General features: G+C 38.9%; 20 protein-coding genes and 1 pseudogene. 4 read left to right on the top strand and 17 right to left on the bottom strand.

The window, feature by feature from the left end; genetic code table 11:
- Positions 1–364 precede the first annotated feature (364 nt).
- Positions 365–934, bottom strand: a complete 570-nt coding sequence (locus HMJ38_RS09390) for a pentapeptide repeat-containing protein (protein ID WP_194974135.1) — start codon at positions 932–934, stop codon at positions 365–367.
- A gap of 364 nt (positions 935–1,298) precedes the next feature.
- Between HMJ38_RS09390 and HMJ38_RS09395 the strand changes: the two genes are divergently transcribed.
- A complete protein-coding gene (locus tag HMJ38_RS09395; protein WP_194974136.1) occupies positions 1,299–2,330 on the top strand; it encodes a galactitol-1-phosphate 5-dehydrogenase in 1,032 nt (343 codons plus the stop codon).
- A 6-nt stretch (positions 2,331–2,336) separates the two neighbouring features.
- On the top strand, positions 2,337–3,452 hold the full coding sequence (locus HMJ38_RS09400; RefSeq protein WP_194974137.1) for a Gfo/Idh/MocA family protein: 1,116 nt from the start codon (positions 2,337–2,339) through the stop codon (positions 3,450–3,452).
- Positions 3,453–3,484: 32 nt separating this feature from the next.
- Here HMJ38_RS09400 and avs2 read toward each other — a convergent pair whose 3' ends face one another.
- The 3 genes and pseudogenes from avs2 to HMJ38_RS09415 all read right to left on the bottom strand — a co-directional run bounded on the left by avs2 (position 3,485) and on the right by HMJ38_RS09415 (position 10,656).
- On the bottom strand, positions 3,485–7,621 hold the full coding sequence (gene avs2 / locus HMJ38_RS09405) for an AVAST type 2 anti-phage system protein Avs2 (protein WP_228779982.1): 4,137 nt from the start codon (positions 7,619–7,621) through the stop codon (positions 3,485–3,487).
- Positions 7,622–7,894: 273 nt separating this feature from the next.
- Positions 7,895–8,809, bottom strand: a pseudogene (locus tag HMJ38_RS09410) (ORF6N domain-containing protein).
- 476 nt (positions 8,810–9,285) lie between these two features.
- Positions 9,286–10,656, bottom strand: a complete 1,371-nt coding sequence (locus tag HMJ38_RS09415; protein ID WP_194974138.1) for a Gfo/Idh/MocA family protein — start codon at positions 10,654–10,656, stop codon at positions 9,286–9,288.
- 168 nt (positions 10,657–10,824) lie between these two features.
- Between HMJ38_RS09415 and hemN the strand changes: the two genes are divergently transcribed.
- Positions 10,825–12,186 (top strand): oxygen-independent coproporphyrinogen III oxidase, encoded by a 1,362-nt coding sequence (gene hemN / locus HMJ38_RS09420; RefSeq protein ID WP_194974216.1) that lies wholly within the window; start codon positions 10,825–10,827, stop codon positions 12,184–12,186.
- Positions 12,187–12,230: 44 nt separating this feature from the next.
- Here the strand turns inward: hemN and HMJ38_RS25780 are convergent, their stop codons facing one another.
- The 13 genes from HMJ38_RS25780 to HMJ38_RS09480 all read right to left on the bottom strand — a co-directional run bounded on the left by HMJ38_RS25780 (position 12,231) and on the right by HMJ38_RS09480 (position 23,924).
- Complete coding sequence (locus HMJ38_RS25780) at positions 12,231–12,482, bottom strand: type II toxin-antitoxin system RelE family toxin (RefSeq protein ID WP_394355064.1); 252 nt, start codon at positions 12,480–12,482, stop codon at positions 12,231–12,233.
- Between the two features lie 16 nt (positions 12,483–12,498).
- A complete protein-coding gene (locus HMJ38_RS09425) occupies positions 12,499–12,696 on the bottom strand; it encodes a hypothetical protein (protein ID WP_194974139.1) in 198 nt (65 codons plus the stop codon).
- Positions 12,697–12,830: 134 nt separating this feature from the next.
- A complete protein-coding gene (locus HMJ38_RS09430; RefSeq protein ID WP_194974140.1) occupies positions 12,831–13,337 on the bottom strand; it encodes a hypothetical protein in 507 nt (168 codons plus the stop codon).
- A gap of 181 nt (positions 13,338–13,518) precedes the next feature.
- On the bottom strand, positions 13,519–14,022 hold the full coding sequence (locus HMJ38_RS09435) for a hypothetical protein (protein WP_194974141.1): 504 nt from the start codon (positions 14,020–14,022) through the stop codon (positions 13,519–13,521).
- A gap of 171 nt (positions 14,023–14,193) precedes the next feature.
- On the bottom strand, positions 14,194–14,898 hold the full coding sequence (locus HMJ38_RS09440) for a sulfite exporter TauE/SafE family protein (protein WP_194974142.1): 705 nt from the start codon (positions 14,896–14,898) through the stop codon (positions 14,194–14,196).
- Positions 14,899–15,324: a FixH family protein gene (locus tag HMJ38_RS09445; protein WP_194974143.1), complete on the bottom strand. Its 426-nt coding sequence runs from the start codon at positions 15,322–15,324 to the stop codon at positions 14,899–14,901.
- A gap of 511 nt (positions 15,325–15,835) precedes the next feature.
- Complete coding sequence (gene ccoG / locus HMJ38_RS09450) at positions 15,836–17,260, bottom strand: cytochrome c oxidase accessory protein CcoG (protein ID WP_194974144.1); 1,425 nt, start codon at positions 17,258–17,260, stop codon at positions 15,836–15,838.
- A gap of 67 nt (positions 17,261–17,327) precedes the next feature.
- Positions 17,328–18,272 (bottom strand): cbb3-type cytochrome c oxidase N-terminal domain-containing protein, encoded by a 945-nt coding sequence (locus HMJ38_RS09455; protein ID WP_194974145.1) that lies wholly within the window; start codon positions 18,270–18,272, stop codon positions 17,328–17,330.
- Positions 18,259–18,450: a CcoQ/FixQ family Cbb3-type cytochrome c oxidase assembly chaperone gene (locus tag HMJ38_RS09460; RefSeq protein ID WP_194974146.1), complete on the bottom strand. Its 192-nt coding sequence runs from the start codon at positions 18,448–18,450 to the stop codon at positions 18,259–18,261. Before HMJ38_RS09460 ends, HMJ38_RS09455 begins: the two co-directional genes overlap by 14 nt.
- 12 nt (positions 18,451–18,462) lie before the next feature.
- Positions 18,463–20,595 carry a cytochrome-c oxidase, cbb3-type subunit I gene (gene ccoN / locus HMJ38_RS09465; RefSeq protein ID WP_194974147.1) on the bottom strand — a complete coding sequence of 711 codons (2,133 nt, stop codon included), beginning with the start codon at positions 20,593–20,595 and terminating at the stop codon, positions 18,463–18,465.
- Between the two features lie 2 nt (positions 20,596–20,597).
- Entirely contained in the window at positions 20,598–20,786 is a 189-nt protein-coding gene (gene ccoS / locus HMJ38_RS09470) for a cbb3-type cytochrome oxidase assembly protein CcoS (RefSeq protein ID WP_194974148.1), read from the bottom strand.
- 2 nt (positions 20,787–20,788) lie between these two features.
- Complete coding sequence (locus HMJ38_RS09475) at positions 20,789–23,227, bottom strand: heavy metal translocating P-type ATPase (protein ID WP_194974149.1); 2,439 nt, start codon at positions 23,225–23,227, stop codon at positions 20,789–20,791.
- Positions 23,228–23,288: 61 nt separating this feature from the next.
- Positions 23,289–23,924 carry a hypothetical protein gene (locus HMJ38_RS09480; protein WP_194974150.1) on the bottom strand — a complete coding sequence of 212 codons (636 nt, stop codon included), beginning with the start codon at positions 23,922–23,924 and terminating at the stop codon, positions 23,289–23,291.
- Positions 23,925–24,337: 413 nt separating this feature from the next.
- On the opposite strand from HMJ38_RS09480, the gene HMJ38_RS09485 reads away from it, so the two are divergent.
- Positions 24,338–25,045, top strand: coding sequence for a 3-keto-disaccharide hydrolase (locus HMJ38_RS09485; protein WP_194974151.1), 708 nt, complete (start codon positions 24,338–24,340; stop codon positions 25,043–25,045).
- The last annotated feature ends 14 nt before the right edge of the window (positions 25,046–25,059 follow it).

Genomic DNA, 25,059 nt, shown 5'->3' on the forward strand with positions numbered 1-25,059 from the left:
GATGTCCGATGACGGATGACCGATATTGAGTTAGACTGAAGACAGAAGACGGAAGACGGAAGAATCCGCACCCAGAACCCATAATTATGAAACCTTTGAGGTCTTCCCATCCGCGACGTCAGGACCTCGAAGGTTTTAATTCTAAAAAAAACATCTAAGTTCCCAAATAAGCGTACTCCTTACCCTTAAGACCTTCGAGGTTAAAAAAAACCTCAAAGGTCGCTTCTCCTTCTTTCTTGGTTCTTAGCTCTTGTCTCCCCGATATTCGGGACAGGCTTTGTTTCTAATCTCTCGCTTCTCGGTTCTCGCTTCTTTCTCATTTCTCAAATCTTAAATCTAAATTCTACAATCTACAATCTGATCCTCACTCCACCACAATCCCATACTTTAGCAACAATCCCGGCAATCCATTCAAGGCAAACTTTGCTTTTTTGATCCTGTTGGTTTGGGGATCGATGATGAAATTTTTGGCATTTCTGAGATCAGCTTTTTCCAGAATAGTATTTTCAAATATAGCTCCATTGAGATCCGAACCTTGAAAATCAGCTCCAGTTAAATCCGCCTCAACAAAATCAGTTTCAAACAATCGGCAGTTCTTGAATGTGATATTTTTCAACTTGCATTGATAAAATGAGGTGTTGTCCAACAGGCAATTTTCAAAATCAAGATCCAAACCTATCCCTTCACATTTATCAAAGCGCAAACCCAAAAGCTTACAATCCTTGAATTTCACCTCTTGCATGGCAGTTTTAAAGAGTTTGGCCAAACTCAGGTTACATCCCAAAAACTCACAATCCAAAAATCTGGAACCTGAAAGATCGACTTCTGAGAAATTGCAGTTCTTAAAAGTACAGGATTCATATTCTCCTTTTTGGAATAAGGTATGAGTAAAACCCTTATTGGAAAAAATCTGGTCTTGGTGGTAGTCTGACATCTTTGCAAATATTTCATTTCTTTTGATAAATGTAGGTCACTCGCTTGAATATTTTTATCCCTCATCCCTATTTTTGACTAGCGTTACAAACGCTTTACTCAGGGTCACGAAGCTACAAGCTACGGACAACACCGCGTTTCTTGAAATCATTTCTAATCGTTCATCATCCAAAGAGATTGCCACGTCTCACTTAATTGTATCCCACAAATAAAGCCTCAAGAGGTGCTCCTCGCAATGACGTAAGCCTCTTTTTCCGTCCTACCTTACATCGGTCATCGGTCATCCGACATCAAACAATTCATACCTCTAAACTTTTCCGCCAAAAATCCCTATTTTTATTTTTCAACAAAAACCTATCAAACCTATGAAAGCACTTGTCCTGGAATCCTACAATAACCTAGTCTACAAAGATGTACCTGAACCTGAATTTGCACCCAGTGAAGTGTTGGTTAAGGTAAAAGCCTGCGGCATCTGTGGCAGTGATGTGCATGGAATGGATGGCAGTTCGGGAAGGAGAAATCCCCCGCTGATTATGGGACATGAAGCATCAGGGGTAATTGTAGAAACCGGAAGTGAGGTGAAATCCTTTTCCGTTGGTGATCGGGTGACTTTTGACTCCACCGTCTATGAACTCAATGATTGGTACACGCTGAAAGGGAAATACAATCTAAGTGACAATAGAAAAGTCCTAGGGGTCTCCCCTAAAGAATACCGCAGACACGGTGCATTTGCAGAATACGTGGTGGTACCCGAACATATCCTCTATAAAATACCCGATTCAGTTTCCTTTGAACAGGCGGCCATGGTAGAACCCATAGCCGTCTCAGCCCATGCAGTCGATCTCACTCCTATCAGTCTGATGGATACGGTGCTTGTGGTCGGAACAGGAATGATCGGGCTCTTTCTGATTCAGGTACTCAAACTTTCCAATGCGGGAACCATCATCGCGGTTGATTTGGATGACAAAAAGCTTGAATTGGCCCAGAAATTCGGTGCTGACCATACTTTTAACGCCAAAGATGAATCCTTACAGCAATCCATTTTAAGATTAACCCATAACAGGGGTGCTGATGTGGCATTTGAGGCTGTTGGCATCGGTGCTACGGTGAAAATGGCCATAGAGAATGTCCGAAAAGGCGGGACGGTTACTTTGGTCGGTAATCTTGCCCAACAGGTGGAATTCCCCCTTCAGGCATTGGTGACAAGGGAAATTAGGTTGCAGGGAAGTTGCTCTATAGCGGGAGAATACGACAAGGTATTGGAGATGATGGAAAAAGGACTGATTGATGTAAATTCCCTTTTGAGTGTCAAGGCACCCTTGAGTGAGGGGGTAATCTGGTTCAAAAAGCTGTATGACAAAGAGCCCGGATTAAACAAAGTAGTACTCCAACCCTAAGCCATCATGTACAAAACAGGAATAATCGGTTGCGGTAAAGTTGCCCACCTTCATGCCAAAGCATTGCAAAACGCTTCCCAATCTGAGTTTACCGCTGTCTTTAGCAGGACATTGGATAAGGCCAAAAGCTTTGCAGCTACTTATGGTGTCAAAGCTTATGACGATATCACCGAGATGGTGGAAAAGGAAAAACTTGACCTCGTCATGGTCTGCACCCCACATCCCAACCATTTGGAACCCACCTTGGAAGCCATGGCTGCCGGGGCACATGTGATCGTGGAAAAACCATTGGCTTCCACTTTGGCGGATTGTGACGGCATGATAGCCACCTCAAAAAAGTATGGCAAAAAACTGGGCGTGATCAGTCAAAGGAGATTTTATGAATCGGTGCAGCGTGCCAAAAAAGCCATTGAGGATGGGAAAATCGGCCAACCTGCTTTGGGAACGGTCACCATGTTGGGTTGGCGGGATGAAAATTATTACAAATCCGACCCTTGGCGGGGTTCATGGGAACATGAAGGAGGCGGAGTCATGGTCAATCAGGCTCCACATCAATTGGATGTATTGCTTTGGTTGATGGGAGAAGTGGACGAAGTATATGGCACTTGGGCCAATCTCAACCATCCCTACATTGAAGTGGAAGACACGGCTTTGGCCATAGTCAAATTCAAAAACGGAGGCTTGGGCAATATCCTGCTGACCAATTCCACCAAACCCGGCATCCATGGCAAAATCCATGTCCACGGCAGCAATGGGGCCTCTGTGGGAATCCAACCCGAAGCAGGCGCCATGTTTATAGCAGGCATGTCGGGGATTTCCGAACCGCCCCAAAATGACCTTTGGACCATTCCCGGCGAAGAGCATTTACTAGCTGAATTTATCAAAGAAGATACAGCCATCTTCCACAAAATAGATCCCACCGTCCACTATATCCAATTACAGATTGAAGAATTTTTGGATGCCTTGGCCCAAGGCAGGGAACCCTTGGTCACCGGAGAAGAAGGCCGCAGGACCGTAGAACTCTTTACTGCCATCTACCGCTCCACCCGTGACAATATGCCGGTGAAGTTTCCATTGAAGGCTGAAGAAGGAAGAGGAGATATGGATGGGAGGTTGAGGTAGGGGGTGTTTAGAAATGTAAGGTGTTACGGCGGTCAGGTGTTTTTTGTATTAATAATTCCTTTTAAATCTTCTTTATCAAAAAAATAAGCCCCACTTATTTCTAATCGACCTGGATAATCAGGTCCAAACGATCGTCCCCCTGTTATTAGTTTTTCTCCTAAAACAGTCCAAATCATTTTATAACTATTTTCCTGTAAAAACTTTAAAATCGGAGACTTCTTAACAAGCAAGTATGATTTTGAATCATGATAAACATTTGGCGCAAAGCATTGTACCTCACCAAAGCTATCAAGAAATTCACCTTCTTTATAACTATATTTTAATTTCAGTCCGTCGTAAATTAATTTACTTGGCTTCAGAAAACTAATGGTCTCTTCCTTCGATTTATCAAACCCTTTTTCCCATAAAAATCCTTGAGCAGTTACATGAATTTGCGATATATATTTCCCAAACTCCCTGTCAAAAACTTCTGTCCATTGGTTACCTCCATTATATTCAGTCATAAAATAATTTTGAGCTGGAGACCAGTAATATTCTCTACTGAAGATTTCATGTCTATCACCACTTTCAGGCATCCAACGACCCATGAAATCCTGTTTAAATGCCCAATTTTTAAACAATTCGAATTCATCATCATTCACAATGTAGCTTCTTAGGTGGCACCAAAGCTCTTTATGTGGCTGATCCCATTTTTCTTCACCTATTTTCTTAGGCTCTGACCATGATGGATAACCTTCAAGTATCAACCATTCTTCTCCATTATTATCTTTTACTTGTAAGATTTTTTCAATACTTGGTAAAGCTGTATGATTATTTATCCACTCATCATTTGTACAATCCCAATTAAATAACTCATTCCTAGCCCACCAAAATTCTTGAGGTTGCTCGTCGTCATACTTTCCTGTTTTACTAATAAGTGTTGTTGGGTCTATGTCTCTAACAAAAGGATCCCAAGGTCCTAGATATGGACGTTCTATTTCCTTATCAAAATCCCATGATTCATATTTCCTGAAATTATCAGATACTCTAGCCATCATTTCATGAAATGCTAACCACTGGTATTTTTTACCGATACGTTCTATTGCTGAAGTTTGCCTATTGTGTGAACTAGTATTACTGTCATACTCTCCATGAAGCTCAACATCGTACCCATATTTTTCAAAAATCCATTCTAAAGCTAGATTCTTTAGATCATTAATATTTACATTCCAGTATTCAAGTGCACTTGAAAAAGTGTAGCGGCCAAAATCACCATAATTTGTGCCTGTCTTCATTGAGCTGAGAATGGAATTTTGTGACGAATAATACCTTTTGAAATCCTTATCTTCATAATCAAATTTATATTTATCTTGAATCTCAACATTCGTCATGATTTTTTTAGGGAATGAGCTTTTATATGGTGGCCTCACTTCCTCAAAATCAAATGGTAATTCGAATCCAGAAAATTTAGTGAATTCAATTACTCCTCTTGCATAATCACGAAGTAGAACATGTGGGTAAACTTCAGTTTTATTCTCAAAGATCGTTTGATATATATAATTACTGAGATTAACTAACCCTTCCTTTCTACTTGTCCTTATTGAACACCCATAGGAAACTGCAAACAAGCGTTCATATACATAGGGATCATTAACCCCTTCAAATTTTTTCAGTAATTCTATTAATACATCAAGCCTATTTTCAAATAAACAAACTAATGCCTTTGTCGAACAATCTCTAAGTTTTCTATTTGTTGAAGTATGAAACCACGCTAAAGTGATACCAGATAGCAAAACCGATTCATCAGAGATATGTGATTTGTCTGTCTTACTCCAAGCCCAATCTATTAGTCTTTTTACAGATGAATCATCATCATATCTGTTTTTGAGAAATTTTGTCCAATATGCATCTCTTTCTGCAAGTGAAAATTTTATTAAATTTTTATGGAGGGAATGAGCATTAAAGAAATGACCTGGGATTCCAGTAACTGCTATTATGGTTTCCCAAAAAATATCATGTGTGCCTTGATAGGAAAACACAAATTCATTAACATAATTCCTCGACTCTTCATTAATAGTATCAACCTTTCTCCAAAGTAAACTTTCAACAAAAGATTCTATAAAAGGATATTTGTCTTTTAATGATGGAGCAAGGGTATAAAACTCATATCCATATTTCTCAGGGACTTGTATTGAAAATGCATCAATCAAACCTTTGTGCATATAAACCGCATTTTCTTCTTTAACAAATCTGTGAAGCTCTCCTCCCTCGATAAATGCTCTTTCTAATTCAGGATATTGTTCAATTAGATATTGGGCTGTCAAGTGGTCTTCAAATCGCTCATAAGTTAAATATACTCTCTCCTCAAAATCACTTCCTTCTTTCAAATAAAGGTTTTTTGAAAATACACCCTCTTCAATCAGATAATTGATAAATCCCTTTTTATCAATAAAAATCGATATTGATTCATCAATGACCTGATAAGCTGATTCGTATGATACCGAATTAAGCTGATTGTCGACTTTGAATTTAATTATAGCATAAATCGACTTTTCTACTAAGTTTAAACTATCTGAGTATCCAACTCTATTTGGCTTAGATAGAACATTATTTACCTTTTTAATGAAAAAGTTAAAGATTGAAGTGATTCCTTGTAAACCGTCAGGAACTCGAGTTAATCCAGCTTTATGGATTCCTTCGCAAAATAATTTTAAAAAGAGGGGATTTTGAAACTCAGGATGTAACAATGGAACATTAGGCAATTCAATATTGTAATTATTAAAAAACAGCTTGATTGCTTCATATTCATTACTCCTAAACCCATAGTGCTGGTGTTCGATAACATCTAAATTATCTCTTTCATCTTCCGGGAAAATTAAATTTTTATAAGAAGATCTTACGGTCATTACAAGCCCAAGCCATTCATATTTTTTTATCTCGTTAATGAAACTTTTCACAAAGATGTTCCAGAAGTAGTTACCCTTTCCTTCATTAATTGCATCAATAAATAGGACTATTCTCTTTCCTGATTTCTGAGCTCGTTGATTTAATTTTCTAAGAAAATCCTCCGACTTCGAATTGATTTGAAGTCTTTTAAAAATCTGGGTCCATGGATCTTCTTCTGTTACAAAATGCTGCCCGAGAAAAAAAACACTTTCATACTCTTTGGCAATTCTTCTAGAAACTATGTCTCCAACTAAATGAGATTTACCAATACCCGCTTCACCATCTAAGAGTAAAAAAGGATTATTTGCAAGCTTGAATGCAGATCCATTAATTAATCTTCGGAAATTAGATGACTCATTTTCAAATTCCCGAATTTTTCTTAACTCATAGCCATGTTTGTGGTAATACTGATAATCATTTTTCCCTTTTTGGAGTTTTCTTTCTTCCTCTATGTAATAATCGTAAATTCTCCGTACTGAATTCTGAGCTTTATCCAATAAACTTTCAAATTTTTCAATTGGAATGAAATTAGTACCTAAAAAGTCTGTATCGTAAAACAATTTATATAACTCATCAAAGTCATTTTCTAAACTCTCAAGATTCTCTTTTAATTCAGGTTGATCCCTCAATATCTTTTTCCCTTTTATCAAAAATTGATCAAAGAGCTTGGTTACTTTCCTTTTAAAATCTTCAGTTCTACCTAGACCTTCAAAAATATCAGTTACTTCAAGTTTTACATTTAACTCCGGCGTGTATCTTTTTCCAAGATCATAAATTGAGGAATCACATTGGTTCTTAAACCATTGTTGATTAGGTTGAAATGTTAATTCTGATTTTATTACCTCAAATTTATGATCAATCTCCTTAGAAAGGCGGTTGAAAATGCTATTTGTAATACTTACTACTGTTATTTCAACACCCAGATTTTTAGCCTTTAACTCCTGTAAGTAAACGTAGGTGAATAAAAGAAGCATTATTATAATGAGAATAAGGCTCCACCAAGGAAGATTAATACTAAAATAAATGTTAGCAGTTTTCCAAAATAGTTTAGACCAATACCCTTCAGATCCATCATAAAGTTCACTTGTTGCTTTCACAAAAATATCTAGTTTCTTTGCGAACTCACCAATTACAAATAAACCTGTCGGAACTGCAATACTCCAATACGTTTTTCTTAGTCTTAGTTTAAGGACCCATGACAGTACCCATTCAAGAAATGACTTTATTTTTTTTATTTGACTCATTTAAATCTGAGTTAGTTTACTTCATCTAAATAGTAGGAACATTACCAAAATCACCTTTCACAATATCCCAAAATATTCTATACTATACCATCCCCTGTTTATGGTATTTTTACTGAAATCTTGGGAATTAAAGAAGGATTTGAGAATTTAATCCATAGAAATTTGAATTCAAAGACATAGGCATTATAAAAACGTGTTGATTTTGATACTACACAAAAAAACCATTGAATCATCTTCAAAGAGTTTTTTATTTATCTCTTGGCTCTAACCCATTTATTTCACACTCTTCAATTGGTTCAACAACAAAGCTGTCATGCTATCCATACGGGAAAAGGCAAACCATTTCTTACCCAAGTCTTTTAGGGATGCACCTATATGATACAAATCGGTTTGGTCTATCAGCAAAAAGCGGTCATGGCTTTGGATAAAGGTTTTCACATGTATTTCTGGGTACTGTGCATGGTGTTTGTCCAAATCGAGTTGTAGGGTTTTGGAGATGCTCTTAGTATAAATGGTGGCAGTCACGTGTTTTTGGCGTTTGCTCAGCAAAGTGAGCACACTTTCGTCTATGAAATTGTCTATCAGGATTATTTCTTTTTTGGCCTTTTTAATCAAATCGGAAACAAAAGCATAAGCATCAAACACCTGTCCATCAAAGAATATTCCTTTGTCTGATTCGGGTCGTCCTGCTTCTAAAGCCTTAAATATCTGGTTAAACTTTTCATCGCTTTGGATTTGCCTGATTTCCAATTGGTCCAAGCGTTGGAATACGGATGCATTCTGAAGCAGGAATTTGCGCATAGTGACAAAGGCTCGCATAATCTCAACATGCACCTTTACGGCTCTTTCACTTTTTAAAATCCCAGATAATCCTGCTACACCTTGTTCTGTAAAAACATATGGTAAATATTTCCTATGTTGCCCCCGCTTTACCTTTAAAATCGCATTTTGTGATCTTAAAGCTCTGTGATTAGGCACAGCATTTTGCGATAAGACTTCCTCCCATTCTTGCTCACTTAACTGAAACATAAAATCAAGTGGAAACCGATCTTTATTCCTCTTCACCTGTTAATTGAGCCCGCCAGTGGATACTTGATAAAGTTCTGCAAGATCACTGTCAAGCATTACCTGCTTGTTCCTGATCGTAAATATCTTATTTTCAATATGTTCTTGATTAATCAATTCCATAGTACAGGTTTAATTCTAGCCCATATATCCCAGTCAAAAGTTGTGACAATTCAGCAAGGACTTGATTCTACTAAGCCAAACGATTATTTTATTTGAATTTCAAGCAAGCGCGCTTGGTAATAAAAATTCTAATTTAATAGTTGTGCATGAGAAAATAATCTCCTACCTAATTGTCCTCCACAATATCCCAAAATATTCTATACCATACCATCCCCTGTTCAGGGTATTTTTACGGGAATCCGGTTGATTTAAGAAAGATTTGAGACTTTATCTCTTGAGAAATTGAATTCGAAAACACGTGCTTCGATTATTGAGAAGTTAGGTGGGAAATGTGAGAATGGTTTAATAAGAAGTAAGAGACGGGAAGCGAAAAGCGAGAGACGAGAACGGAGAAGTCTTCAATCAACTTGGAATCAATCGAAGCTACTCCCCCTTCACCACAAAGCCATCTCAAATCTCACGTCTCATATCTCCTCTCAAATCCTCCCCTTCTTCTTCAACTCAATATCCGTCAACTCAGCGATTCTTACAGGACGGCCGCTTTCTATACTGGTTCGGGCGGCGATGCCTACTAAGATGGACATGGCTCCGTCTCTTGTTCCGGCGGATTGACGGTAGGGATCGGCCATGTTGGGGTCTTTGAAGAGTTTGTCTTTTAGACGGGTGTCTCCTCCGCCATGGCCTCCGCCTCCGTGGGGAATGGTGATGATTTCTGTTTCTCCAAAATTCTTTGTGAGGCGAAGTTCATCATGGGCCATTTCCTGCCATGGTTGGCTTTCCTTGATCCAAGCCTCCAAACGGCCTTTGGTACCATTGAAAGCTATTCTATATCCTTCATAAGGCGAATAGGTGGTAAGGGAATAACTAACCTGCACTCCATTCATATAGCGGATCTGAACCGCCATTTTATCATAAATATCGATGTCTTCCCTGAATACACAACCATCTCTCAGGTAACCGTCATGCTGTTCATTGTTCACATATAGATCTACCAGATTTTGGCTTTTGGTGATATCCCAGTAAAAATCACATTTTCCTTTATGCGGGCAGGGTCTGCAATGGGTGTGGCGGAATTTGCCGTTTTTCCCATAAAACTCAAGGGCACCATAAGCAAAAACTTCCTCAGGATCGGAATCCAGCCACCAGTTGAGCAGGTCAAAATGATGGGTGGACTTGTGTACCAATAGGGTCCCTCCTTTTTCTTTGTATCCATGCCATCTTCTGAAATAATCCGCCCCGTGGGAAGTATTAAGGTACCAATGAAAATCCACAGAGGTGACTTCACCGATTTCACCCGAATGGAGGATTTCATACATGCGCTGACGATGGGGGGAATAGCGGTAATTGAAGGTGACAATGACTTTCTTACCGGATTTGCGCTCTGCATCCAAGATGGCCTGACACTTAAACTGATCCGTGGTCATGGGCTTTTCGGTAATTACATTACTCCCAAAATCAAGGGCCTTGATGATGAATTCATGATGGGTATTGTCAACCGTAGTCACTATGACAACATCCGGTTTACTTTCAACCAACATTTTGTCAAAATCAGTGTATAGCGGGCATTCTACCCCAATATATTTTTTCCCATGCTCCAATCGACCCGGGTTGATATCACACAGCCCGACGAAATCTATCTGCTCCTCATAGACTCTTTTCACATCCCTTCCAAACATATTTGTCCCCCTGACCCCAAGTCCTACAAGGGCTATTTTCATTTTTTCACTTGGGTTGTTATGAAGCGTCAAAGCTTCTGAAATGCTGTTCAAAAAAACTGTACTCGCAGCAAGTGTGGCGGATTTGGCCAAAAATTTTCTTCGGGATGGGTCGGTCTTTTTGGTTTTCATGGGTTTGGATTAAAGGTTGATTTTAAAAATATCAAAATAAGTTTAAAAGTCCATCCTTTACTGTGGTGTAAAAAGCAATAACCATGACTTTTATCAGGTTTGGGCAAAGTGATGGTCATAAAAACACTAGGTATAAAACGTCAAATTTGTGCACTATCTATGAAGATTATGACTACAATTTCTCCCAAACTTTTGCAAAAGTATAATGTCCCCGCACCACGCTACACTTCCTACCCTACTGTACCGCTTTGGTCTGATGACCTGAGTGAAAATGGATGGATCAGTTTGGTCCAAAAGGCATTTGAGGATTTTGGAGAATCTGAGGGAGTCACGTTGTACATCCACCTTCCCTTTTGTGAAAGCCTTTGTACCTATTGTGGCTGCAACAAGCGCATTACCAAAAACCACAATGTAGAAACTCCCTATATCACTTCCATCATGAATGAATGGGAGGCTTATCTTAAAATCTTTGATGACAGACCCAAACTGGCAGGTATTCATTTAGGAGGTGGAACCCCTACTTTTTTCTCACCGGAATCATTGAATGAGATGCTATCATTTATCATCGGAAGTGCTGAGGTCATGCCTGAAGCGGAGTTGAGTTTTGAAGGTCATCCGAACAATACTACCCGCGACCACTTGCAGACTTTGTTTGATTTGGGTTTCCGTAGGGTGAGTTATGGCATACAGGATTTCAATGAAGAGGTACAGAAAGCCATCCATAGGATCCAGCCTTTTGAAAGGGTAAAAGAGGCCACCGATGTGGCAAGGGAGATTGGTTATGATTCGGTAAACTTTGATTTGATCTATGGTCTGCCGCATCAGACATTGGAAACGATTAAGGCTACATTCCAAAAAGTAGCTGAGTTAAAACCGGATAGGATAGCTTTTTACAGTTATGCCCATTTGCCAACTGCATTTCCGGCGCAGCGGAGCTTTGAAAAGTTCTTGCCTTTGGAATCCGAAAAAAGAGCCCTTTACGAAGGGGGAAAAGTTTTACTATCTGAAATGGGTTACTTCGAAATCGGCATGGACCATTTTGCCCTTCCGAATGACCCTTTGTACAAAGCCAAGGTAAACAAAACCCTGCACAGGAATTTTATGGGCTATACCACCTCTCCCTCCAAAATATTGATCGGCTTGGGCAACAGTTCCATTTCTGATGTGTATTACGCTTATGCCCAAAATACCAAGGAAATTGACCTGTACAAGGAACAAATCAGCTTGAAGCACTTTGCCATCAGCAAAGGACACAGGATGAGTAAAGAGGATATAAAAACAAGACATTTGATCCTAAACCTGATTTGCAACCAAGTGGCCGAATGGGATTTTTGCTATTACTCCCTTCTTGGCAAAAAGAATTGGGACAGGCTCAAGGTATTCAAGGAAGAAGGATTGATCGAATTTGATGCAAAAGGGATAGAAATCCTCCCTGCAGGTTTACCCTTTATCCGGAATATCTGTATGGTATTTGACCTCCGCATGCAGGAAAAAGAATCAGCGAAGTTTGGTTTTAGTAAGTCGATTTAAAAATACTAGTAGATTGTTAAATTTAGGTTGGCAATTTGTTGGATTCATTTCGGAAATAATCTATAAATATCTCTTCGGTGAGCTATTAAAATAAATCTTATCGTATCATTTCCTACCTGTTCAATTCCTATCCTGTATTCACCTAACCTGATTCTATAATAGGTTTTAAATCCTGTTAATTTTTTTATGTTCGGAATTTCCGATAAAGTTTTTACGCTTTCGCAGGTTGAAATGGTTTTTTCGATTTTGATAAAAACTGATTTATTCTTGATCTTATCAAGTGATTTTTCAAAGATTTATCAAACTCGACTATCACCTCTCCTTTAATTTCTGCATTATAGATTGAGGATCAACAGTCTCACCTGTTTTTAATTGATCCATTGCTGTGCCAAGTACAAGATCTTCAAATTGTTCATCCTCTAAATTAATAACAGTCCCTCCTAGTTTTTTGGCAAGTCCAGAAAGTATCTTGTTACTTTTGTTGTCTGCTCGAATAATAATAGCTCCCATAATTAAATTTTTTATAAAGATACATATTCTATTTATTGTTTTGACTCAACCTTTTAGGTGTCTTTTACTATTCTCTTTGGAAAAAAACACCTAAAATATTCAAACTCCTTTACATAAAATCTGATTCATTCCTATTAAGGAATCTTGAGAACCAATTCAGCATTCAAATTAAAAGCTAACTTCTTCGCCTGTTTGACAGCCTTATTCTTTTTTGAATAAACAAACGAAAACACAGGTTTTGAAGCATCCGAATATAGGAATATCCTGAAATCCGTAACCTTTCCCGAAAAAGTCGGACTAATGCCATTCGGTATGTTGGTAATTACATAGCTGTTTGAAATTACTTTTACTGTCGATATTTCAGAAAGTGTTGTCCACTCTCCAAATTTGAAACCAACAATTGAAAAATATTCCTTGAATCTTTTTTCGGAAAAATCGATAAGCGTACCGCTGTAAGAAGATACAATTCCAAGACCAATAACGATAGCACCAACTCCTACCCCTATAATCTTTTCCATAGAACTTTCACTCTCCAAAAAAAATGGGCTCAGCAAAGCAAATAAACCTGCAATTATCAAAACCGGTCCCAAAAGGTGAGGGCCGGAAATCAGGTTTCTTTTTTTGAAGTTGAAATTATTCATGGGAGGGTTTATTGTTTTTTTTAGGTAACCGGAATCGTTTCATAGTATTTTCTATTCACCTAAATGCAAAATGGTCTTACCGCCTAATTGGATAATTTGTTAAAACCTCGAATTCAATAACAGTACCTAATTCAAATATTTTATTTGCCTCTGCGTCGGACTGTCATTTGTTTTTAAATAGTTACCTGCAGTTTTCCTTTTGGTCAGCCATCCTTTGATAAATTTCAATATCAGTCATTACCCCGAATTCAATTGTTGGAAAGCATTTCGTATGATTAAAAAGTATTCCATAAGCTCCATTTTCAATCTCTTCTCTATCAATGAAAACCATACCATTATCAGAGTCCATTGCAATAATTCTTTCCGTTTTAAATTCTATTTTAAGATCAGCAGATGATAGAGAATCATTCACTTTACTAGCGTAAAAACCGAAATCAGAATCTACTTCATAAAGTCCAGAATCTTCACCGTGTACTTCTAATAACCGGTTGAATTCTTTTTCATTTGGGCGTAGAAAAATCAGGTCATAATTTTTTGCGAAGATAGTATCTACATAGGTCAGCTGAGTTTCTGCTACCCTCTCATTTTTTAACTTCTCCAATTTTCTCTCTTTCTTGTCATTTTTACAGGAAATGATGCTGAGAAGTCCAAATAGAATGAAAATCATTTTAATTGTAGTTTTCATTATGCAGGTTACTTATCAGTCAGAAAAAACCAGACTAACTTGTTAAATATAAAGAGAAAACTCTTATTATTCATTTTTATAGATCCAAACCTTAAATTGGACTCGTTTACTTTAAATTAAGTTTAAAGTTTAAAGCCAAAAATATAACTTTCCTTTACCCTCAGGTTTCTCTCACTCACACATCGTCATCTCCACCTTTTCAGCCCCATAGTCAAATACCTGCAGCTTGGGACTTACATAGTGTATTCCTAAACCCAAACCCCTGACAATAAACAAAATCCCAATAAACATCGCAAGATAAGGGAGTGCATTGGTCAGTTTAGTCCTGAGAGACAGAGAGAGGATTTTGCCGGAGACCATCACAGCGATCAACATGGGTATGGTTCCGATTCCAAAAAAGAACATGTACAAAGCTCCATATATCGGACTTTGAAGTGCCAAGGAGGCTACCAATGCAATGTACACCATGCCACAAGGCAACATTCCATTTAATAATCCTGAAGCGAAAAAAGCGGGAGTTCCACCCTTTTTCAAAAAATAACCCAATGAAGATTTCAACTTGGAAACTGCACCAAAAAGGCCGGACCGGGTAATTAACCTTTCGGAGCTTTTGTAAAAAAATGCCATCAATAATATCAAAGCTCCCATCAAAATGGAAATCCATTGTTGGATTCCTGCCAGGGCCAAAGAAAAACCAATCATACCGATGACCGCACCGAGTATGGTATAAGTAAGCGTTCTACCTAGGTTATAGATGATTTTATTGCGTAAGAATGGGGCATTGTCTTTGGCTGATACCGCCAAGGCGATAGGTCCGCACATCCCCAAACAATGGAATGAACCCAAAAACCCCAATAAAAACGCCGTCCAGATCACTTAGATGTTGATTTTTTTCTCTTCGTAAAATTCCTTTCCATCCTCAGACCAACTCAGCTTAATTCTCCAATAGCCTGGCTTCAGGTCTTTGACATCTACCGAACTCTTGTTGGTTTCTGTAATATCAAAAACAATCTTTTGATCAAGTCTTGCATCAGATGGTCTGAACAAGTGGAGGATTCCTTTTGCTCCTTTAGGCAAAAGTAAATCCACTTTTTTGAGTTGGTTATCATAGACCAGGACATTGTAGCCAATTTCACTGGCATTGATCATTTTGTCAATTTGATCTTGATATTTGATTTCCTCCTCATAGTAATTCTGTGTTACCAGATGGATATCGTCCTGCTTTACACAAACTACTACTAGGCTGATCATAAAAATCACAAAAACTACTATTGTTATAAATATTCCTTTTCCCCAGTCCATGTATTTTTTGTTTTAATTGTTGTAATTGAATTAGTTGTTTTGCGGACAGCGTATATTTTTTTTAGGTTGTCCTGGTTTGTCATTTCGAACGAAGAGAGAAATCCGTTCAGCTTAAGGTTTATAGACCTCTCTCCCGATAGCTATCGGGATCGAAGTGACAAGGATAGGTTTTTGTTGGTTTCGAATGTGGTTTTTATTTCAATTGTATCATAGACTTCTCCTTGTCATTTCGAAAGTAGAGAGAGAAATCTGCCTCCTTAGGTGTTAAGTAAGTTCCTATTGTTATCAAACTTTTCAATCCAACTTAAAAGCCTCTCGCTTCTCGGTTCTAATCTCTCTCCTCTCCTTTTTTTCTCATCTCCTGGCGCAAAACCTTCGAGGTTTTAAAAACCTCAAAGGTTTATCCCTTGCCTCTTGGTTCTTGCCTCTTGGTTCTTGACTCTTGGTTCTTGACTCTTGGTTCTTGACTCTTGGTTCTTGGTTCTAACTTCCTCCTTCTAACTTCCTCCTTCTAACTTCCTCCCTTATAAACCGGTCCCATAAAGCTGGTATTTATCTTATCGATTTCTTTTCCGTTTTGGAGCAACAGCAATTTGATCTTTTCCTGAGGCATTTTTACATCTTCATTGTGTTTTACAATAAAGAACCTCCCTTCAAACTTTGACTGCCCATCCAAAGTCCAATTTTGATCCCCGACGACCTCTACCCTAAAGTCAGGATTCTCGGTTTTCAACTCTACAGTCTGTGGATCAAAGGTTTTGTTGATAAAGGTCACTTCGTACAAATTACTGATTTCACCGGTATCCCGGGCCTGATAGGTCATTCCCCTAAATCTTGTAACCGTAGCACCCAAATCATCTCTAGTCGCAATCAAAGCCACAAATGCTCCCATTAAGATTATCAACATCAATGAATACACTTTTACTCTTGTTGTAATCAGCTTTTGGGTTCTTTTTTCTACACTGTTATCGGAGGCATAGCGGATAAGCCCCAAAGGCCTGTCCACTTTTTCCATGACTTCATCACAGGCATCAATACAGGCGGTGCAATTGACACATTCCATCTGAACACCATTCCTGATATCAATACCCGTAGGACAAACCTGAACACAAAGACCACAGTCAATACAATCTCCTTTTGGTGTTTCTTCGACCTTATTTTTGCGGATTGGAGCTCTTGGTTCTCCCCTGACATGGTCATAAGTCACGTTGATGGAATTGGCATCCAACAAAACGCCCTGAAGTCTTCCATAGGGACAAACCACAATACAGGCTTGTTCCCTAAACCAGGAAAAGACAAAAAGAAAGATTCCAGCAAAAGCCATCAATCCAATAAAGCCTGCCATATGTTCTGATGGTGGCTGACTGACGATCTCCTTTACCTGATCCACGCCTATCAAATAAGCCATGACCAAATGGGCTATTGCAAGGGAAATAATAACAAATAGTGTCATTTTAAAGCCCTTTTTCCAGATTTTCTCCCCGTTCCATTCCATAGCATTCAGCTTGCGCTGTTGATTGGCATCACCTTCGATCCAATATTCTATTTTACGGAAGACCATCTCCATAAAGAGGGTCTGCGGACAAAACCATCCACAGAATATCCTGCCGAAAACCGCTGTAAAAAGGATAATGAATACAAATAAAATCAAAAGCAAAAAAATGAGTAAATGGGTATCCTGAGGCCAGAAAGCTGCACCGAAGATAATGAATTTCCTCTCAAAGATATTGAACAGCATGTAAGGCCTCCCTCCAACTTGGATAAAAGGACCTGCAAATAGAATAGCCAACAAAACCCAGGAAAGATATGTCCTCAAACGGTAAAATTTACCGGACACCTTTTTGGGATAGATCCAGTTTCGTTTTCCATCTTCTTTTACACTTCCAAGGGAATCCCGAAATTTATCAGGGTCAAGCTGAGGGTTACTTTTACTCATTTTTTCAGTAATAAATCCCCCTGAAGTTTTCATACCGAATGATCTCTTCAGGGGGTTGAATTTTATTTTATTGAACTTCTCCTTCTACTGATTCAAGTTCCAAATCATCTTCAGAGAGTGCGTCGATCGGTTGTTCTATAGCAGGTTCATACTTTTCTCCTTCAGGTGCTTTGGGGTTTAGAGGAGTAGTTCCCACCAAGGTCAGAATATAGCTTGAGACATTTTGCATTTCTTCCGGGCTTAACTGGTCCTGCCAAGGAATCATTCCTTTTTCCACCACACCATATTTCACTACGCTGAATATTTCGCTTATAGATCCTCCATGTATCCAATACTCATCGGTCAGATTTGGCCCTATGCCACCCCCACCGTCTGAAGCATGACAAGCCACACAATTAGTATCATATATTTTTTGACCAGATTCCAAGGCCTGAGGGGTTGCGTCAAAGGTCACTGTATTTTCATCAATACTAGTCAGGGCAAGTGCATTCCAATCTGCGATCTGTATGGCGGCAATTCTTTGCTCTTCCGAATACTCCTCTATCTGAGTTTTGCCTATTCCCAACACGGTATAATAGGTAAAATAGATAACCCCGAATGCGATGGTCACATAAAAGACGTTTACCAACCAAGGTGGCAAATGGTTATCCAGCTCAACTATACCATCATAGGAATGATCGAGCAGGAGTGCTTTTTCCTCTATGCTTCCAGCCGGTTTTAATCTACCGGTGATATGTTTCAATTTAAACTCATCCCACCAAGATGGTTCATTGGCTGTTTCCGGATTCTCTTTTTTGAATACCGCCACCATGAAGGACATGAGATAAATCATCAAAATCAAAAGCAGCACAATCACTCCAAGTACGACAGCCATGATTACCAATAAGGTCAGCTGAGTACTTTCCATTTGCTGGAGTTGTGAAAACCAGGACGTTTCATTGGTCTGGGCCATTACTGGCAGTGAACTGAAAATCCCTGCCAATAGGATTAATATGGATTTAAAATTTTTCATAGCTGCTGTTCTTTGGCGTTTCATCATCCAAAGGCATTTCCTTCATATGATCGATATACTTTTTGTCAACTCTGATTACCCATATAAACATCCCCACAAAGAAGATCACAAAGATCAGTAAGGATATGATGGGATATATTTCTATGTTCTCAATAGAACTTAATATGTCTTTTTTCATAGCACTGGTTGATTAAGGATTAGAAACTGTTGTTTTCTTGATATCAGTACCCAATCTCTGCAAATAGGCAATCATCGCAACTATTTCAGAATCTGGCAATACCTCTACACCTGAAGCCTTTAGATTGGCTACTATTTGGTCTGCCTGAACAGACAAATCTGAATTGGCCTGCTGATCATACCCTTCAGGATATGGGACCCCTAACTTTTGCAGGGTCCTGATTTTGGCAGGCAAATCTTGATGATCCATGATATTAGTGGACATCCAAGGATAAGGAGGCATCAATGAACCGGGAGACATTGTCCTTGGATCCACCATGTGGTGATAATGCCAACTATCGGGATATTTTCCTCCTACTCTATGTAAATCAGGTCCTGTTCGTTTGGAACCCCAAAGGAAAGGCCTGTCATAGACAAATTCACCGGCTTTAGAATATTCACCATAACGCTCAGTTTCTGACCTGAATGGACGAATCATCTGCGAGTGACATCCTACACAGCCATTGGAAATGTACAAATCTCTACCCTGTAATTCCAGAGGTGTATAAGGCGTCACGCTTGAAATGGTGGGTACATTGGATTTTACCAAAATTGTAGGGATGATTTCCACAATACCACCAATCAAGATGGCTACAGTAGCCAAAATTGTAAAAAACAATGGTTTTCTTTCCCATGCCCTGTGCCAGTACTCTCCTTCATAATCAACATGTGGTTTCAATGCCGGAGCTTCATCGGCTTCATAAGCAACAAATGTTCCTTGCTTGGCAGTTTTAATCATATTGTACACCATGAGAATGGCGCCGGCAAGGTAAATAAATCCACCAAATGCCCTCAAAATATACATTGGCACAATCTGAACAACAGTCTCCAGGAAGTTTGGATAAGCCAATCTACCGGCCTCTGTGAATTCTTTCCACATCAATGACTGAGTCAAAGCAGCTACATACATGGGTAGCGCATAGAATATAATTCCCAAGGTTCCCATCCAAAAGTGGGTCGTAGCCAATTTGGTCGAATATAGATTAGTCTTCCACATTTTAGGCCATAGCCAGTACAGCATGGCAAAAGTGAAGAATCCGTTCCAACCCAATGCTCCAATATGCACGTGTGCAACGATCCAGTCTGTGTAGTGTGCAATGGCATTTACATTTTTCAATGAAAGCATTGGACCCTCAAATGTTGCCATACCATAGGCCGTTACAGCCACCACCATAAACTTCAAAACTGGATCAACCCTCACCTTATCCCAGGCACCTCGAAGTGTCAAAAGACCATTGACCATACCGCCCCATGAAGGGGCAATCAACATAACTGAGAAAACAACTCCCAGAACTTGCGCCCACTCAGGCAAAGCTGTGTAAAGCAAGTGGTGAGGTCCCGCCCAGATATAAAGGAATATCAAAGACCAAAAGTGTACAATTGAAAGCTTATAGGAATAAACTGGCCTATTGGCCGCTTTTGGCAAATAATAATACATCAATCCCAAAAATGGCGTGGTAAGGAAAAACGCCACGGCATTGTGTCCATACCACCATTGTACCAATGCATCCTGTACACCTGCATAAGCAGAATAACTTTTGAACATAGATACAGGCAATGCCAATGAATTGAAAATATGCAGCACAGCAATTGTCACGAAGGAAGCCATATAAAACCAGATGGCCACGTACATGTGCTTTTCCCTTCTTTTGATCAGGGCACCGATCATATTTGCACCGAATGCCACCCATACCACCGCAATCAAAATATCTATCGGCCATTCCAACTCTGCGTACTCTTTGGAAGAAGTCAATCCCAAAGGCAGGGTGATTGCGGCCAATAAAATAACAGTCTGCCAACCCCAAAAATGGAACCAGCTCAATGCCTTGCTCCACATGGGAGTTTTCAGCAATCTGGGCATTGAATAATAAACTCCTGCAAAAATCGCATTACCGATAAAGGCAAAAATCACCGCATTGGTATGCAATGGTCGGATCCTGCCATAGGTGGTATACGGATTTCCAAGGTTCGCTTCGGGGAGAAAGAGCTGGATGGCCGCAATCAATCCCACCAGCATTCCCACGAGGCCCCAAGCGATGGTGGCGACCCCGAAGTACTTTACGATCTTATTATCGTAATTGAACTGTTCCAGTGTTGTTACTGACATACTTACTTCGATTTAGTTGTTGATGGTACTTGTTTTTTATCTTTTGTTTTGGTTTCATTTTCAAAAAGGATCCTGATGGCAGGAGTATGGTTGTCATCAAACTGACCCGACTTCATGGCCTTGAAAAACAGGAACAGAAACGATCCTGCTAGCATTAGGCTTATGGCAATTAGGATAAAGATTACTTCCATGGTTATATTATTTTTTCTTTAAGGCCTCTTTTATAGGCCAGATAATTTGTAGTTAATGTAGTAAATACAACGACAGAAATACTACTAATCGGCATTAAAATCGCACAGAATACCGGACTGACAAGTCCTTGAACCGCAAAAAACACCCCTACAAAATTGTAGGTAAAACTCAGCCCAAAACTCGCTTTGATGATGTTTCGACTGGTATGGGTAAATCTGAGAAATGCAGGTAATTTTTGGATCATCGAAGCATCCATAATCGCATCAGAAGCAGGAGAGAAATTGGTGATTTTATCTGTAAGTGCAATGCCGACTTTTGCCTCTCTCAAAGCACCCGCATCATTTAGCCCATCTCCGATCATCAGCGTATTGGCTCCATTCTGATTCAGTTGCTTTATATAAGCTAGTTTGTCTGTCGGACCTTGATTGAAATTCATCAAAACCTCATTGCCAAATATGTTTTTAAGATTGACACGTTCATGGTCTTGATCACCTGAGAGAAAATGAACTAATCTTGTCTCCTGAATATTGTTCACGACTTCTTTAATTCCCTTTCGAAGTCCGCTTTGGATAAAGAAATATCCTAAAACCGAGCTTTCAATAGCAAAAAATACCAAGTTCCCTCCTTTCGGCAAATCACTATTGCCTTCACCTACAAATTCTGCAGAACCCAATTTTATCTCTTGGCTTTTATAAATGGTACGGATACCTTTTCCCTGTACTTCTTCCACTTCTTGTAAATCCAAGCCTTTGACTCCATCCAAAAAGGTATTGATCCTGTTGCTAAGGGCATGTGTAGATTGATTGACCATTGTCTTGATCAGGGATTTTGACTCAGCCGAAAGCGATTCTCCAAAATATTTTACCGAAGCCTGGGAAGGAGCTGTCAGAGTGCCTGTTTTATCAAAAACCACAGTATCCACTTTTGCAAGTCTCTCAATTACTTGAGAATTTTTAAGGAAAAATTTTCCTTGTCCAAAAACCCTTAGAGTATTACCCAATGTAAAAGGAGTAGACATCGCCAATGCGCAGGGACATGTAATGATCAGCACAGAAGTAAAAGACAGCACGCCCAAAGCTATCTGACCATTCCAACTCCAATACACCAAAGCAGAAAGTGCAACCAATAAAACCGTAACCGTAAATTTCCCGGAAATCCTGTTGGCAAGTGATTCCAATGAATTGGCCTTTTCTTTCTCAAAGGAATCATTATTCCACAAATCTGTCAGGTATCCTTGTGATGGAGATTTCTGAACTGTTAACAAAAGGGATTTACCTTTTTGTCGACCTCCTGCATAAATCAATTCGCCTCTCTTTCGAATCACTGGCACTTCTTCTCCTGTCACAAAGCTATAATCGATAAAAGCTTCACCCTCCAAAAGAATACTATCAGCGGGAACCAACTCCTCATTCCTGACTTTGATGATATCCCCAACATGGAGTTTGATCAAGGGAATCACTTCCTCTTCCTCACGGACTATTTTGGTAACCGCGACAGGGAAATAAGATTTGTAATCTCGGTCAAAAGATAGGGTATCATAAGTCTTTTGCTGATAGTATTTGCCTATCAGAAGAAAAAATATTAACCCTCCCAAGGTATCCATGTAACCTTCATTGCCTAGACCAAAAATATCATAAAGACTGTAGGTGAATAAAGTGAATATTCCTACTGCAATGGGAACGTCCATATTTACGCCTCTATTTTTGATCGCAATCCAAGCTGATCGGTAATAATCAGTTGCCGCATAAAAAAACACAGGAAGTGCCAATAGCACATTGAGATAATTAAAGGTTTTTTTGAATCCATTTCCCAATAATTCAGCTTCTGCAAAATATTCCGGGAGACTGAAAAGCATCATATTGCCAAAGCAAAAACCCGCTACAGCCAATTTATAAATGAGTTTTTGGTCACTGACAGCGGGTGCCTTTTTATCGACATCTGCCAGATTGATACTGGGTTCATAACCAATTCTGGATAGTAAGCTCACTACCTCTCTGAGACTTATATCTCTTTGATGAAATTTGATTTGTACCTTTTTCTTAATAAAATCTACTCTGCCAGAGACTATTCCTGCATTGATCTTGTGGAGGTTTTCAAGCAACCATATACAAGAAGCACAATGTATCAGTGGAATGGAAAATGTAACATGGGTCTCTTCGTGATTCTGAAAATCTACCAGTTTGCTGATGATATCCAAATCATTCAAATAGTCAAACCTATTGTTTCTTGAGGAGATGGATTTTTGGCTTAGGCCAGGATTATCCGCAATTTCATAATAAGAACAGAGGTCATTCTCATTCAAAACCTCATAAACCAATTTGCAACCTGTGCAACAGAATTCCTTTCCGTCAAAAGGAAGAATTTCTTCTTTGCAATCCTCGCCACAGTGATAACAGGTAGATTTGGAAGGTTGGGTTACTATTTGGTTAGGCTTAATCATTGGCTCAAGTTACTTTACTAAAATAGTTAAAAGCATGATAAAAATCATCTTTTGACAATATTTAAAAAGAAAGATAAAAAGATAAGCGATCGTACCACATACCACCCTTATAGAAATGAAATAAGACTTTTGCCAAATCTGATTGGTTGTTTTTAGAAGTTACCAATAAGGTGCATTTATGCTTTACCGCATAAGACCAAAAGTCTCCTATTCGATTGAAGTTGAATTTAATAAATGATGTCTCTGATGTAGCATTGCTGACTAATTGAACCAATTCCTGTTCTTCTCTAAGTTTTGATCTAGGGATAAAGCAGGGCGATATGATAGTAGCTTTACTTCCTTTTATATTTTCGGAAAATAATGAGATGAATTTTTTGATCAGTTTTGCAGAATCCGGTGTTCCGTCATAATGAAAAAGTATTCTTTCGGTAGACATTTCTTTGTCAAAAAGCAACAGCGGAATTTTGCATGGCTCGTTTTCCAATGCTCTAGGTTTTTCTAAGCCGTGAAGCCAATCCAGCACCTTTGGCAAATGCGCAGTAAATAATGTTGGTCCTTGTTCAGGACTACACATTATACTTTTCCCTCCTTTAGTAAGGTGGTTGGAAAAACCCGATGGCAACTTATCGCAAAAATGTGATGCAATAATTTTTTCAGGCACTGCAAAGTTTTCCAACTTTTCTGTTCTCACTTGCATAGCTTCAATCATTTATACAAAACTATACTTAGAGAATAATTTGCGAAGTGATATAAAGAAGGTGCAAATATGACTTTAATCATGTTTTATTTGACATGATTATCCGCTGTTGTGTCAGTCCTGTAAACTCAGTTGATGTGAATCGAAACTTTTATCCTTTTTTTTTGGATTTATTTACCTTTTTATGGGTAATAAAGAATTAAAATAATGGTAAATTAAATGAGCTTTAAATATGAATATGATTATCCGACTATATGCAATTAGCTTTCCCTTTTTCAGGAAAATGTTTCGAATCTAGCGTAGCTATCGAGACGAAGTTCAAAGAAACCGGAAATTCAAGATGCTATCGGAAATTATTTAGAATTTGTCACATAATTGTGTCTACACATAAATATGAAAAAAACCTGAAAACAATGAAAACGATTTTCACCTTACAACTAATCTCATTATTTCTTTTTGGTTTAAATGCATCCGCCCAATCCACTTCTTTGTTTAACCATGAAAACTTGGATGGTTGGCAAATAGATGTACCTGATCTGGAAAAAGACAGTAGCCTCAGAATTCCCTTTATTGTCAGAAAAGGAATGTTGGTAAGCTTGGGGACCCCTCAGGGGCATTTGATTACAAAAAAGGAATTTGAAAATTATAGACTACTTGTAGAATACCGTTTTCCCGATGAACCCGGAAACTGTGGGATTTTGGTTCATGCTTCAACCCCTAGGACCTTGTACAATATGTTTCCAAAATCCATAGAAATTCAAATGATGCATGAAAATGCAGGGGATTTTTGGTGTATCGGTGAAGATATCCAAGTGCCCGACATGGAAAAAAGAAGAGGCCCAAAAGAAAATTGGGGAGTCATCGAGGGAAAAGGAAGGCGAATTCTCAATTTGACTGATGGTTCAGAGAGGCCGTTAGGGGAGTGGAACCAAATGCTCATTGAATGCCAAGGAGATGAGGTCAAAGTCTGGGTAAATGGTGACTTGGTCAATGATGGTTTTGGGGCAACCGCATCAAAAGGGAAAATTGCCATTCAGGCTGAGGGTGCCGAAGTTGAATTCAGAAAGCTTGAAATTTCTTATTTGAAAGAATTACATTCTAATAGCTGTCCAACAATATGAGCCCGTGGACAAGA

Origin of the sequence: Aquiflexum lacus (genome assembly GCF_015476655.1) — a bacterium.
Classification (GTDB): Bacteria; Bacteroidota; Bacteroidia; order Cytophagales; family Cyclobacteriaceae; genus Aquiflexum; species Aquiflexum lacus.